Source organism: Treponema bryantii, from assembly GCF_900113965.1.
In the GTDB taxonomy this organism is placed as follows: domain Bacteria; phylum Spirochaetota; class Spirochaetia; order Treponematales; family Treponemataceae; genus Treponema_D; species Treponema_D bryantii_A.
The window spans coordinates 14,384-28,630 of record NZ_FORI01000014.1; the positions used below are offsets into that span (position 1 = coordinate 14,384).

A 14,247-nucleotide genomic window follows, 5' to 3' on the forward strand; every position below is an offset into this window, starting at 1 on the left:
TTTTTAGCTGAAAGCATGCGGCGGAGATTTCAGTGGGCTGTGTGCGAGGAGTTTTCCAACAAAGGAGGAGAGAAAACAAAAATTGTTGGAACAACCTAGCAGGGGGAAAATGGTTAGTGAGCGCTGATTTCCATCAAATGAGAGGAATGCAGCATTTTTGTTGGAACAAAATCACAAAAGAACACAAGCGAAACGGCACATCGCCAGCCTGCACACAGTCCGGCAGCGTATTTGTTCCAACAAAAAGTCCGAAAGTACCAAGATTGTTGGAACTTTCAGAAAATTGACCTGGAGAGCGCCCGCAAAACTTCCAACAAAAAGCGGGAAAATGTCGCAATTGTTGGCAAAATCACATAAGGTCGGTAGAAAAACGGTACATTGCCGGCTCGACCTTGCTTTCATGAGGAGAAAATATGAAAATTGAACAGTTAAAACCAGCGCAGAGTGTTGCAGAACTGGAGCAGCGTCTCAAAGATCTTAAGGCTATACTGCAGAACCTTAAAAAGAAGAACGTAAATCTTCCGCAGGGGCATTTGAAAGTGGCTACAAAGCAAAAACGCAAGGAGTTCTACCATATAAAAGAGCCGGGCTGTTCACGCGGAATCTATATTCCAAAAGCCCAGGTTTCTTTAGCAGCCCAGTTGGCGCAAAAAGACTACAATCTACGACTCGCTGGACTGGTGGAAAAAGAAATCGGGGCAATTGAGCGCTTTTTGAAGTCAACTTTGAAACTGACCGAGATCTCTCACCTCTACGAGGGGCTTTGCCCTGGGCGTCAGGCGCTCATAACTCCCGTAACTCTCACAAATGCCCAGTACGCCGCAGAATGGAAGAAAGTTTCCTGGCAGGGCAAAGTCTTTTCCGACGACGCCCCAAATTACTTTACAAGTAACAATGAACGGATGCGTTCGAAGTCCGAAGTAATCATTGCGGAAACCCTGCAACGCTACAAAGTTCCATACCGCTATGAGTATCCGCTTAATCTAAAACGCGCAGCCGAAGCCGAACAAGTAACCATTTACCCAGATTTTCTCTGTCTGAACGTCTGTACCCGCGAAGAATTTTTCTGGGAACATTTTGGCATGATGGATGACCCCGAATACGTTCAGCGAACAATCTCCAAGCTTAGCCTTTATATTCAAAATGGTATCTTCCCCGGGCGCGGCCTGATAATTTCAATGGAGTCTGGTACGGAGCATTTGGACACAAAAGACTTAGAAAGGTTAATCAAGAATTACTTGATTTGAGGGGGAGCTCCCGGACTTTATAGATTTCGGCCGCCCCGCGAACTCGCAGACCTCGGCCAATTCCCATACACCTAGCCCCAAGTCTTGAGAAAATCCGAAAATCACAATATATTTACAATTATATGAAGTCTAGAACAGTGCCGGTTTTATTTGTGCTTGCAGCGGCTTTGATTGCAGGTGTATTTTTCTTTTCTAAAAAAGTGCTTGTAAAGGAAGATAAATCTTCTACTAGAGCGCGAATTGTTACGCCTAAATCTGCGGTATCTGCTAATTCGGAAAATGAGACTACACCTTCTTCAATTGAATCTGAAAAATACGAGACCTTTGTTCCTCTTTATACCGGCGAAACTCTTATCAGTACTCTTACAATCGATATTAATAACGACGGATATGATGATGAAGTTTTAATTGTCCGTAAATCTAATTCTCCAAACCTCTGGATTGTTGCGGCTCTTATTGATTCTGAGTCTGGACTTTATGAGCGTCTTGAGCCAATTCAGACAGAGTTTACCAGAACTCGAACCTTCTCTTACATGGGAATGGATGTAACTGGAGAGCACAAAAATGCCCTTATTTATCAGGGCCTTGCCGATGACGGTAACTACATTATGAAGATCTTCCTTTGCGCAGAGCAGCGGGGAATCAGTTATCTTAAAACTATCGGTGACTTTTCTTGTGACGGAACAGTTTTTATCCAGCAGACAGAACGTTCAGAATCATATGCGCTTGCTATGTCTAAGGGCGAAAGTTTTTCTGTGTGGGTTTATAAATCAGATGTTCAGAATGCAGATGGTTCAGACAAGACAAAGATTGCACAGAATCAGATTCAGCAGGAATATAAATGGAATCCTTCGAGCCAGGAATATGAGCTTGCCCGTGAAATCAATGTAACTGCCGGCCGTCTTGCTGCAACAGAGCTTTCGCGCATTCAGGACGGAACTGTAGAAACTTTTGCCGCCTTCCTCGACGGTCTCTGGTACAAAACTTCAAACACAGACGGAAATATCCGCTACATGTATTTCAATTTCCCGGACAACGAAATCATTCAGCTTTATAAAGATATTCAGGAAGTTTATGAGTGGGAAGACAGTAAGCTCCGCCATAACGGAATCTACCTTACTGCGGTAAATGCCGACATCATGAATCTTCACCGCCGCTTCGACATCGCCCTTGTTAACACAGATGAAATTAAAATCACCCTGCGCGACGACATCAATCTTATCATCAATGAAAACACACAATGGGACGGTAACTACAAAAAGATGTCGCTTCAGGATACCTTTGGAGACTTTGCTGCCACAGAAGAAAAGAATATCTATCGCAAAGAGCTTACAAAGGGCGACGCCTGGAGCACCGCAGATACAACAATCACTTTGAACTTTGCAAACTACACATATACACTTTTGAACGGCGGACTTACTGAAACTGGAATCTATTCAATAGAAAAGATTGGCAGCTATAACGTAATTCAGTTCCGCGCAGACACCGAAGGTTCAATTTTAAGCGAAACTTATTCAATGGAATTTGGAACTAAGGTGATTACCGAGACTGTAAAGAAAAAGACCGTTGAAAAAGTTGTTACAGATTACGACACAATCACCTTTACTCCGGTAAAACTTACTTCGACAGACTGCTTTGCAACCGAGGGACGCTCGTATATTCTGAGTCGCAATGGCATTTCTGAGTGATGACATAATATAGAAAACTCGTTATAATACAAGTTTATGAACGCTAATGAACTTCGCTCAAAATATATTGAGTTCTTTAAAAGTAAAAATCATGTTGAAATTTCAGGACAGTCTTTGATCCCTGAAAATGACCCTTCTGTTTTGTTTACAATGGCGGGTATGCATCCGTTAGTTCCTTATCTGCTTGGTGAAAAGCACCCGGCCGGAACCCGTCTTACTGACTATCAGAAATGTATTCGTACCGGCGATATTGAAGAAGTTGGAGACCCATCACACCTTACTTGTTTTGAAATGCTCGGAAACTGGTCTCTTGGTGATTACTTCAAAAAAGAATCTATCGCTTATTCTTACGAATTCCTTACAAGTCCAGACTGGCTCGCACTTGATCCTAAAAAGATTTCTGTAACAGTATTCGCTGGTGATGAAAACGCTCCTCGCGACGAAGAAGCTGCAGGCTACTGGAAAGAAAACGGTATGCCAGAGGACAAGATTGCTTACCTTCCAGCTTCAGACAACTGGTGGGCAGCAGGTCCAACAGGTCCTTGTGGTCCAGATACAGAAATTTTCTACTGGGTAGGCGAGGGCTTGCCTCCTCTAGGTTCTAACAAAGGAACAGACAGCGCTAACTGGATGGAAATCTGGAACAATGTATTCATGCAGTATAACCGCGTGGACGAAAAAACTCTTCTCCCGCTCGAGAAAAAGAACGTTGATACAGGTATGGGACTTGAGCGCACAAACTGTATTCTTCAGGGAAAAACTTCAGTTTATCTTACAGAAGTTTTCCAGCCAATCATTAAGACAATTGAAAATCTTTCAGGCTATAAATATGGTACAAATGAAGAAAAAGATAAGTCAGTTCGCATTATTGCAGACCACACTCGTTCTTCTGTATTCATTCTTGGTGACCAGAGAGGCGTTACTCCAGACCGTGTTGGTGCAGGTTACGTTCTCCGCCGCCTTATCCGCCGTGCAGTTCGCCACGGAATGAAGCTTGGAATCGAAAAAGACTTTATGGCAGAAGTTGCTGCTACAGTTATCGAAAACTTCAAGGGACCATACCCAGAGCTCGAAGCTAACCGCGAAAAGGTTTACAAAGAGCTTACTGCAGAGGAAGCAAAGTTCCGCCACACCCTTACCAAGGGAGAGGCTGAATTCCAGAAGCTTCTTCCAAATCTCATGAAGAATCCTAAAAAGATTATCAGCGGTAAAGTTGCTTATAATCTTTACGAAACATACGGATACCCTCTTGAGCTTACTCAGGAGCTTGGAGCTGAACATGGCTTTACAGTAGACGTAGAAGGCTTTAAGGAAGCTGAACGCAAGCATCAGGAAGCTTCAAAAACTGTAGATGCAGGTGCCGCTAAGGGTGGTCTTGCTGAACAGTCTGAAATTACAACAAAATATCACACTGCAACACACCTTTTGCAGCAGGCTTTGGTAAACGTTCTTGGCGACCAGGTTGCTCAGAAAGGTTCAAATATCAACAACGAGCGTATGCGCTTTGACTTTACATTCGAGCGTCCTATGACTAAGGAAGAAATTCAGAAGGTTGAGGACATCGTAAACGAAAAGATTAAGGAAGACCTTCCTGTTACTATGGAAGTTATGCCTCTTGATAAGGCTAAGGCAGAAGGTGCACGCGCTCTCTTTACTAACAAGTATGGTGAGGACGTTAAGGTTTATACAATCGGCCGCGACGCTAAGAACGACTGGTTCAGTAAGGAAGTTTGTGGCGGACCACACGTTCAGCACACAGCTCAGATTGGTGACTTCAAGATTCAGAAGGAACAGTCTAGCTCAGCTGGTGTACGCCGTATCCGTGCTGTAATCAGCGGTGGACTTCCACTGGATAAGTAGTAACTTTTTGACAGAACCTTTGTTATACTTATACAGACAAACAAAACTGATACTAAAAATAAAAGGATTATAAAATGAAAAAGATTTTTGCAGTTCTTTCAATCTTAATGCTTACTACAGTTGCTGCTTTTGCTCAGGCAGATTTGCAGCCAATTGCTGTTGTAAAACTTAATAAGAATGAATCTATCACACTCAAACAGCTTAGAGTTAGATGTGATTATTATTCAAAGCAGATAGGAAGAGCTCTTACAATAGATGAGAAGAAACAGGTTCTCGATACATTGATTGAAGAGACTTTGATTGTTCAGGCTGCTACAAAAGCTGGTGTTTCTATTCCAGACTCTTCTGTTGATCAGTATTTTGCTCAGTCAATGAGCCAGTCTCTTGGTGTAAGTGTAACAGAAAAAGAACTTGATGAACTTCTTAAAAAGCAGCAGGGTAAAACTCTTGATGATGTTCTTATGGAACAGACAGGCATGAACAAAACAGACTACAAGAAGCATCTTAAAAATACTCTTATGATGCAGCAGTATGTTGTTCAGCAGAATCAGGCAGAAATCCAGAAGGTTGCTGCTACAGATGAAGAAATCAGAATGGCTTATGAAAGCAATAAGTCTTCTTTTGTATGGAATGATATGGTAAAAATGCTTCTCGTAATTGTTCCAAAGGGAAACAATCCTGAAGCTGCTAAGCAGAAGACTGCAGATTTCCTTACAAAATATAAAGCAAAGACTCTTTCTGCAGAGCAGATTGCAGTTCAGTCTCAGACAGAAGGTTCTGGATTCCAGGCTGGTCTTGGTCTCTTCCCTAAAACAGAAGCAGCTGCAGCTGGAATTGGAATGTCTTTGCAGAACCTCATCTTTGTTTTCACTCAGGGAGAAGGCTATACTTCTGATGTTGAAGAAACTGCTAACGATTACAGATTCCTTAGCGTAATCAAAAAGTATGATGCTAAGATGCTTGGAATCGGTGACCTTGTTCAGCCGGAGACAACTGTAACTGTTTATGATTATATCCGTTCTAACCTTACTCAGCAGAAGCAGCAGATTTATTTGAATAACGCTGCAACAAATGTAGCAAAAGAACTTCACACTGCAGAGAATGTTGATATGAAGAAGAGCGGCGCTGCTTTGGATAAGCTGCTGGATTGGGGGAACTAAGTGTCCAGAAGAAATGGTAGAGTAATTGCCTTTCAGGCATTGTATTCATGGGATGTAACAAAGGCTTCTTTGGATGACCTTTTGACTTTTGAATGGTTGCAGAAAGATACAGAGATTGGAAGTGCCGATCAGGTTGCAGAGCAGAATGAACTGAACGAGCAGATGTTCGCACTTTCAGAAACTTCAAAAGAAGAAAGAACTTTTGCAAGCATTATTATTTCAGGAACAATCAGTCATATTGACGAAATTGATAAGCTTATTGAAAGTCATCTGTCTGCTTCATGGAGCATGGAGCGTATCAGCCGAGTAGCACTTGCTATTTTGCGTACAAGCGTTTATGAGATTTTGTTCCAGAATGGCGCTGAAGCAAAAATTGTCATTGATGAGGCTGTAAATATTGCCAAAGACTTTGACACTGATGATTCCTATAAGTTTATTAATGCAGTGCTTGATAAAATAGGAAAAGATGAGCCGAAAAGAGCTTAAAAAATTAATTCTTACATTTTTATTATTTTCTTTTATTTTGTTCTGCTTTTCTTCCTGCCGGATGAGGGCAGAACAAAACTCGTTAACAAGCCAGTTTGATTTAATTGATGCTCTTGTGATGCAGAATCAGATGCAGTCGGCTTTAAAAGAACTCCGCAAGGCAGAAAAGCGCGCTTACGATTCGTGGACCTACATTGGTATATACAAAAGATATATGTCTCTCGGCGAGTCTAAGCTTGCTGAAAAAGTGCTTAAAAAGGCTCTTAAGAAAAACGGTGGGAATATAGAACTGCAGGCGGTGTACGCGGCGTTTTTACTTAGAGAAGGCCGCCTCGGCGAGGCGGGGAAGGCGGCGGAAAAGTTGCGCGGAACTAAGTATGCCTCTCTTTATTCCGAATATATCCTTCGTAATTCAGCTGAAAAGGCTGCTGCTTCAAATGAAAAAGCTTTCACTTTTTATACTCAAAAAGAATACTATCAGATATTTTTAGACGCATATAAAACTTCAAAAAATGCTGTGCTGCTTCGTAACTGCGCAGTATTTAATCTTTTAAACGGTGAGTATGGGCTTGCCGCTGCATTGTATCCGGGCTTCTTCCAGGATGCAGATGACGCTTATTTCTGGTCTATGGTTTGTTATGATGCCGGCCAGTTTTATAATGCAATTGAAGCTGTAGATAATTCCCGCCGTCTTATGACCGGCTACCAGGGAACGGTAAGCTTTAAGACTTCTCCGGTTCTTCTCACAGCTCTTGAATCAGATTCATACATGGCTGTTTCAGAAATGGAAGCTGCAGAAAATGCAAGACGCGGCATTGTTATGAATCTTGATGAACTTAAGGTTCGTAAGAGTGATGAAGAATATCTTTCTAATATTATTCTGAACAGTGCAAAGTGGGCAGAAAATCAGGGAATGGATGAACAGAATGCAGACCTGCTTTTCTATGTTGTAAACCGCTGGCCAGACAATATTCAGGGGCTTATTCTTTATGCTGATTTTGCTTACCGCTCAAATCTTGAGCGCGAAGAAGATACTGAAATTGCTGCCCTCAGAAAAGCCGGAATCCAGACTCTCGAAATGGAGCGTTATGACAGCCGTCGAAAAATTCCTATGAGTGATGCACTTTATAGAATTGAAGATTCTATCCGCCGTACCAACGATCCGTATCTGAACATTGCAAAGTTGGATCTACGTTATAAAACAGATCCTTCTATTTCAGAAAAAGACAAAAACCGGGATCTCTGGAACATGCTGGAAAACAGCCTGAACGAAGACGGAGAGCTCAAAGGTCTTTTAGTTCAGTATGCTCTTAATTTCCTTTTGAAAACAAAGCAGTATGATGATGCGTGGAAGCTCTTTTATGATCATGTAACAGACTTAAGTCCTTATGATTCAAAAAGAGATTTCTGGGAGCAGTTTATTGAAAAGGCACGCGGCTATGAACTTCCTATGATGGAGTTTGGTGCATGGTTTGCCGCTTATAATAAATTGACTGAAGAAGCCCTTCGTCTGCACGAATACTGTGTTTACGAGAGTGCAGGGCTATTAGACGAAGGTTATATTTCACAGGCTGTTTCTACATCAACCTGTCTAAACCTTGGAAGCATTTATGTTTCTCTGGGTAAAAAAGCAAAAGCCTTAGATCTTTATGGTAAGGTTGCCGGCCGTGAAAGCAGCAACGCTAAGCGTTCCGAAGTATTCTACCGCATTGCCTGCATATATGCCGGCGACGGAGACATAAAAAATGCCCTCCGTTCTGCAGAATACGCATCTTCTTTGTATCCTGATAACGCAAGGGCATCTATGCTGAAAGATAGATTGTCATTAACGGGCTCGACCCGATAAGCTTCTATTCAATAACAGCAATAATATCACTCATACGAAGAATGAGGTGATCTTCACCGTCAATCTTTACCTGAGTTCCAGCATATTTGTCATACATGATTCTGTCGCCTTTCTTTACTGTGATTTTATTCTCATCAGTTCCAGGTCCAACCTCTACAACAACTGCTGTCTGAGTCTTTTCCTGTGCAGCCTCCGGAATGATAAGTCCGCTTGCTGTTTTTGTTTCAGCCTTGTCGTTCTTTACGAGTACACGGTCTGCTAATGGTTTAATCTTCATAATATTTTAACCTCTTATTTATAAGATAATAAAATTAACTATATAACGTCAACAAAATAATTACTGTCATGCTGAACTTGTTTCAGCATCTATAACTGAGACCCCGAAACAAGTTCGGGGTGACATGTTATTTTTTTAATTTCTTAACAACCAGCTGATAAGCAATAAGCACTGCCATCATACTTAATCCTATGATGTCTGAACGAGTCTCAGGAATTACACAGAGAAGGCCGGCAACTGCAAAGATTACGCGTTCAATAACATCGCAGGTAGTTACCAGTGCAACCGGCTTATCACTACCATGGAATATACCTGTAAAGTTGAAGCCATAGCCTTCAAGTGCAACGCTGATTCCAAACATTCCAATTAAAGCTGTTGCAATGATAAACAGAATACGTCCGATTGATGCATCAATCATAAGCATCTGAGAATTATAAACGAACATATAAGGAATTATAAAGGCACCAATTGCAAGCTTTGTCGCATTAAAGGCCGTTTTCATAGGCCGTGCTTTGGCAATGGCGGCACCGGCAATGGCTGCTAGGGCAACCGGAGGAGTTACATCGGCAATAATACCAAAGTAGAAGGCAAACATATGAGCAGCGAGTGGCTGTACTCCAAGCTGAATAATAGCACCTGCTGTGATTGTAGAAGTAATCAGATAGTTTGCAGTTGTAGGAGCTCCCATACCAAGGATGATTGAAGCGAGCATTGTGAAAATCAAAGTGAGGAAGAGTTTTCCACCTGCAAGTGAAACAAGTCCTGCTCCGAGCTTAAGTCCAAGACCGGTAAGAGTTACTACACCAATAATAATTCCTGCCATACCACAGGCAATTGCAACACTGATGATGTTGCGGGCTGCAGCACACATTACATCAATTAAATCTTTTGAACCAAAGGTTGGCTTACGGCCTTTTGCAAGGTCTACGATAGAAACTACAATTCCAATCACGAGACAGGCTACAATACCCATAAGGGCAGCGTAAACGGCTGTCTTTCCGGCACAAAGGAACCAGATGATTACAATCAATGGAAGAATCATATACCCCTTACTCAGGAAGAGTGGAAGGAAGCGTGGAAGCTGTTCTTTTGGCATTCCCTTAAGACCAAGCTTTTTTGCTTCAAGATGAACTGTAATAAAGATTCCTGTGAAGTAAAGAATTGCAGGAATGATTGCGGCTTTTACAATTGTGATGTATGGCATACCTAGACTTTCTGCCATGAGGAAGGCTGCAGCACCCATAATTGGAGGCATGAGCTGTCCACCTGTGGAAGCTGCTGCCTCAACGGCACCTGCAAACTCACCCTTATAACCAAGGCGTTTCATCATTGGAATTGTGAAGGAACCTGAACCTACAGTGTTAGAAACTGATGAACCGGAAACTGTTCCCAAAAGTGCAGAAGAAAGAACTGCTACCTTTGCAGGACCACCGCTTGCGCCACCTGCAATTGCATTACACAAATCAATAAAGAACTGACCAATACCTGTTTTTTCAAGCAGAGCACCAAAGAGAATGAAGAGGAAGATAAAGGTTGAACAGGCTCCAATTGGAGTTCCCATAATACCTTCTGTATTGTAGAAAAGGTGGCAAACTACACGCTGCAGAGAATAACCTCTGTGGTGAAGGAAGCCAGGAAGATATTTACCGGTAAAGGCATAGATAATAAAGATTGCTGCAATTGTCATAATTGGAAGACCAACAATACGGCGGCAGCTTTCAAAAAGAATCAGAATACCAACAATACCGATGATTACGTCGAGTGTTGTATTGTTTCCAGAGCGGCGTACCAGCTGCTGAAAGTTGATTACGATGTACATCCAGCAGCCTGCACCTGCGAGTCCGAGAAGCACATCATAAAATGGGAGTGTATCACGTGGAAGCTTTTTGGTTGCAGGGAAAAGGAGAAAAGCCAGAAACTGGACAAAGGCAAGGTGTGTGGCACGTAAAATCTGGGCGGTTACTGCACCTGAAAGGGTGGCGTAAAGCTGGAATGCTACGAAAATGATTGAAACGATAACCGTAATATACTGGCGCCAGCATTTGTGTTCACGATAAGCCTGCTCCCGGTCAAGGTTTTTCATCAAGTTTTTCATTTCATCTTCATTTGAAGTTGGAAGAATGTTGTCAATCGCGCTGTGTTCAGCCGGGGGTTGTTTGTCCATCTGGACCTCCTTTTTTTATCAATGTCCCGGTGGTTGAGTGGCCGCGGAGCGGCTGTATCGAAACCACCTTCATAAATTTTATAATTTATGTCTCATGTATGAAAATACTGAAACTTTCTTATATTCAAGAATTAAACTTGTCTGTGGCTCAAAATAATCTGTGAAAAACTTTTCTTTACCTGAATCAAATTCTGAGCCTGCCGCAATAGAGTGATTTGCGACTATTCCAACTGCCATTACCAGGCGAGGAACTTTTCTATTTAGATTTTCAATAAAGTAACCGTCATTGGTTACGGTAAAAAATGCTCCAGGAGTTTCTTCCGGTTCCGGAATGCCTGCTCCATAGGAAACAAACTGTGTCTTGTAAAGTTCTAGAGTTCTGTCTGGTAAAAAACTGTAGTAGTCGTGAACTCTTCCTTTGTTTACAGAATGTGTATAAGAAATAATAAAGCCTTCTTTGAAAGCAGCGGCAGAATAAAATACTTTATCTGGATTTTTTCTACCGCTGATTGAAAGAACTCGTACTGCAGGAAGAAAGAAGATTCCGACTGCAGCAATAAGTAAAATTAAAAAAGTAGAAAACTTTTTTACGTTCAATTATTTGCCGAGTTTACATTAAGACCAATTTCTTTGTAGTACTTCAAAGCACCTGGGTGGAATGGAACTGAAACACCTGTTACAGCAGATGCAGCAGAAACTTCCTTACCTTTTGCGTGGCCACGAGAAAGTTCGTCGAGGTTAGCGAAAAGTGCCTTAGTCATTTCATAAACAGTGTCTTCATCAAGCTTTGAACTTACAGCAAGTGTAGCCTTGATTGCGAGAGCTGGTGTGTCATCATCAGTTCCCTTGTAAGTACCGCCAGGAATTGTTGTATATGTATAGAATCCATATTTAGCACAGATTGCATCAGCTGCTGCCTGATCAATAGGAATAAGGATAAGACCAGCTGTGAATGCAAGTTCCTGAAGAGCAGAGTTTGGAACACCGGCTGTAATGAAACATCCGTCCAAAGTTCCGTTCTGAATACCTTCAGCAGATTCCTTGAAAGAAAGGTTGCTCTTCTTGATATCATCAAAAGTAAGACCATAACCTTCGAGAATCTGTTTAGCGTTGAATTCAACTCCAGATCCAGCATCACCTACAGAAATGCGCTTTCCGCGGAAGTCTGCGATAGATTTAATTCCACTTGCTTTAGAAACAGCAATCTGTACAACTTCTGGATACATAGTTCCGATTGTTGCAAGGTTTGTAAGCTTTTCACCTGCGAAAAGGTCTGTTCCATGATAAGCATAGTCCATAACGTCATTCTGAACGATTGCGTATTCTGCATCACCTTTGTTGATAAGGCGAAGGTTTTCTGCAGAAGCACCAGTTGCCTGAGCTGTTACGTTCATGTTGGCAATTTTTGTGTTCCAGATATTTGCAATTGCACCACCGAACGGATAGTAAGTTCCGCTGGTACCACCTGTTGCAAGAATGTAGTCTTTCTTAGCGTTTGCATTTGATTTTGAACATCCGCTGAAAATGAGGGCAGCTGCGAGCAGTGCCAATGAAGCATTAAGTACTTTCTTCATATATCTTCCTCCTGATGATAATATTTTACTATATATAGGAACATAATTTCAATAAGTCAAAAGTTTTGAAGTGGCACTAAATTCCAAAAATTCTGCATATTGCTAGGAAAAGATTTTTTATGTAAATTATAAATTGAGTTGCGGATATGAATCCAAATGGAAAATACAGACCGTTTACTGCCGTTCCTTTAAAAGACAGAAAGTGGCCTTCACGAACAATCACAAATCCTCCTGTATGGTGCTCCGTTGATTTAAGAGATGGAAATCAGGCTCTTATTAATCCGATGGGAATTGAGCAGAAGATTGAATTTTTTAACCTGCTTGTAAAAATCGGTTTTAAAGAGATTGAAGTTGGTTTTCCTTCTGCATCAGATACAGAATTTGAGTTTATACGTCGCCTCATCGAAAAAAAACTGATTCCTGATGATGTAACAATTCAGGTTTTGTGCCAGGCCCGCGAGCATCTGATTGCCAGAACTTTTGAGGCAATTGATGGCGCAAAGAATGTTATTTTCCATATATACAATGCAACTTCTCCAGCCCAGAGAAAATATAATTTTGGAAAGACAAAAGAAGAATTAATTGAGCTTGCCGTTAGCGGTGTAAAATGCGTAAAAAAATATATTACTGCAGTTTCTAAAGAAGCAGAGGCAGAAGGCCGTACCCCTGCAAACTTCCGTTTTGAATATTCGCCGGAAAACTTTACTCAGACAGAAATGGATTATGCAATTGAAATCTGTAGTGCGGTAATGAATGCCTGGGGCGCGACTCCGGAAAATAAGATGATTTTGAATCTTCCGGCTACAGTAGAATGCAGTCTTCCAAATCAGTTTGCAGACCAGATTGAATATTTTTGTGAAAATTTCCCGGGCCGTGAAAACTGTATAATTTCTCTTCATAATCATAATGACCGTGGAGAAGGAATTGCTCAGTGTGAACTTGGACTTCTTGCAGGTGCTGAACGTGTAGAAGGCTGTTTGTTTGGAAACGGCGAACGTACCGGAAATCTTGATATTGTAACTGTTGCTTTGAATATGTACACACAGGGTGTAGATCCTCAGCTTGATTTTTCTGATCTGGATACTATTTCTTCTGAGTTTACAAGATTAACTGGAATGGCAATGCATCCTCGTTCTCCTTATGCGGGCGAGCTCGTATTTACAGCTTTCAGCGGCTCACATCAGGATGCAATCAGCAAGGCAATTAATGCACGGTTTGGCAATAAATCAAATCTTCTTTGGGATGTGCCTTACCTTCCAATTGACCCGCACGATATTGGCCGTGAATACAATGGAATTATCCGCATCAACAGTCAGAGTGGAAAAGGCGGTGCAGCTTATATCCTCGAAACAATGTTTGGAATTGCTGCTCCAAAGGCAATGCATCCGGTTATTGGCGCAGTTATCAAAGCCCGTGCAGACGAACTTCAGCGTGAGCTCAGCCCGGACGAAGTTTACGATATTTTTGCCGAAACCTGGCTTTATACAAAATCTCCACTCAATGTACTCGAAATTACAGAGCGTCATATAGAAGGCGAGCGCGGTACAGATCTTCCAGAGCAGGTTGCCGGTATGGCTACTGTTGAATGGGAAGGAAATCGCTATGCTGTTGCTGCAAACGGTAACGGACCTTTGGATGCCTTTGTAAGTGCCATGAAGCAGACCCCTGCTCCGGCTTTCAATATCACAAGCTTCCATGAACACTCTATTGGTCTTGGTTCAGACACACAGGCTATTGCTTATGTTCAGATTACTAAAGATAATGGTGAGCAGGTATGGGGCGTTGGAAAGAGTTCTAACGTTGGACGAGCCGGTATTGCAGCCGTTGTTTCAGCCCTAAATTTTAGTCACATTAAAAAAATAAAATAACATTGCAATTCTGTCATAATGTGCGATAATTAGAAGTAAGAAATAAAATAGATTGTTATATTTTTACTTTTAGGAGT

General features: G+C 41.8%; 11 protein-coding genes. 7 read left to right on the forward strand and 4 right to left on the reverse strand.

What is annotated here, in order from left to right; translation table 11 throughout:
- Positions 1 to 413: 413 nt before the first annotated feature.
- The 6 genes from BM161_RS13700 (at position 414) to BM161_RS13725 (ending at position 8,287) form a co-directional block, all read left to right on the forward strand.
- Entirely contained in the window at positions 414 to 1,247 is an 834-nt protein-coding gene (locus tag BM161_RS13700) for a hypothetical protein (protein WP_074933725.1), read from the forward strand.
- 122 nt (positions 1,248 to 1,369) lie between these two features.
- A complete protein-coding gene (locus BM161_RS13705; protein ID WP_074933728.1) occupies positions 1,370 to 2,935 on the forward strand; it encodes a pallilysin-related adhesin in 1,566 nt (521 codons plus the stop codon).
- A gap of 36 nt (positions 2,936 to 2,971) precedes the next feature.
- Positions 2,972 to 4,795: an alanine--tRNA ligase gene (locus BM161_RS13710; RefSeq protein WP_074933731.1), complete on the forward strand. Its 1,824-nt coding sequence runs from the start codon at positions 2,972 to 2,974 to the stop codon at positions 4,793 to 4,795.
- 74 nt (positions 4,796 to 4,869) lie between these two features.
- Positions 4,870 to 5,955 carry an MOSP complex formation periplasmic protein, TDE1658 family gene (locus BM161_RS13715; protein ID WP_074933734.1) on the forward strand — a complete coding sequence of 362 codons (1,086 nt, stop codon included), beginning with the start codon at positions 4,870 to 4,872 and terminating at the stop codon, positions 5,953 to 5,955.
- On the forward strand, positions 5,956 to 6,441 hold the full coding sequence (gene nusB, locus BM161_RS13720; RefSeq protein ID WP_074933737.1) for a transcription antitermination factor NusB: 486 nt from the start codon (positions 5,956 to 5,958) through the stop codon (positions 6,439 to 6,441).
- Entirely contained in the window at positions 6,422 to 8,287 is a 1,866-nt protein-coding gene (locus tag BM161_RS13725; protein ID WP_074933740.1) for a tetratricopeptide repeat protein, read from the forward strand. Before nusB ends, BM161_RS13725 begins: the two co-directional genes overlap by 20 nt.
- A gap of 4 nt (positions 8,288 to 8,291) precedes the next feature.
- Here the strand turns inward: BM161_RS13725 and BM161_RS13730 are convergent, their stop codons facing one another.
- From BM161_RS13730 to BM161_RS13745, 4 genes are all read right to left on the reverse strand, one after another.
- The gene (locus BM161_RS13730) at positions 8,292 to 8,564 is read right to left on the reverse strand and encodes a co-chaperone GroES (protein WP_022932898.1); all 273 of its coding nucleotides are present in this window, start codon (positions 8,562 to 8,564) and stop codon (positions 8,292 to 8,294) included.
- A 127-nt stretch (positions 8,565 to 8,691) separates the two neighbouring features.
- The gene (locus tag BM161_RS13735; RefSeq protein ID WP_074933743.1) at positions 8,692 to 10,728 is read right to left on the reverse strand and encodes a TRAP transporter permease; all 2,037 of its coding nucleotides are present in this window, start codon (positions 10,726 to 10,728) and stop codon (positions 8,692 to 8,694) included.
- Positions 10,729 to 10,806: 78 nt separating this feature from the next.
- Complete coding sequence (locus tag BM161_RS13740) at positions 10,807 to 11,325, reverse strand: DUF1850 domain-containing protein (protein WP_083425816.1); 519 nt, start codon at positions 11,323 to 11,325, stop codon at positions 10,807 to 10,809.
- Positions 11,322 to 12,302, reverse strand: coding sequence for a TAXI family TRAP transporter solute-binding subunit (locus BM161_RS13745; protein WP_074933745.1), 981 nt, complete (start codon positions 12,300 to 12,302; stop codon positions 11,322 to 11,324). The genes BM161_RS13740 and BM161_RS13745 overlap by 4 nt, the downstream gene beginning before the upstream one ends.
- 146 nt (positions 12,303 to 12,448) lie before the next feature.
- Between BM161_RS13745 and leuA the strand changes: the two genes are divergently transcribed.
- Complete coding sequence (leuA, locus tag BM161_RS13750) at positions 12,449 to 14,170, forward strand: 2-isopropylmalate synthase (RefSeq protein ID WP_074933748.1); 1,722 nt, start codon at positions 12,449 to 12,451, stop codon at positions 14,168 to 14,170.
- Positions 14,171 to 14,247: the final 77 nt, after the last annotated feature.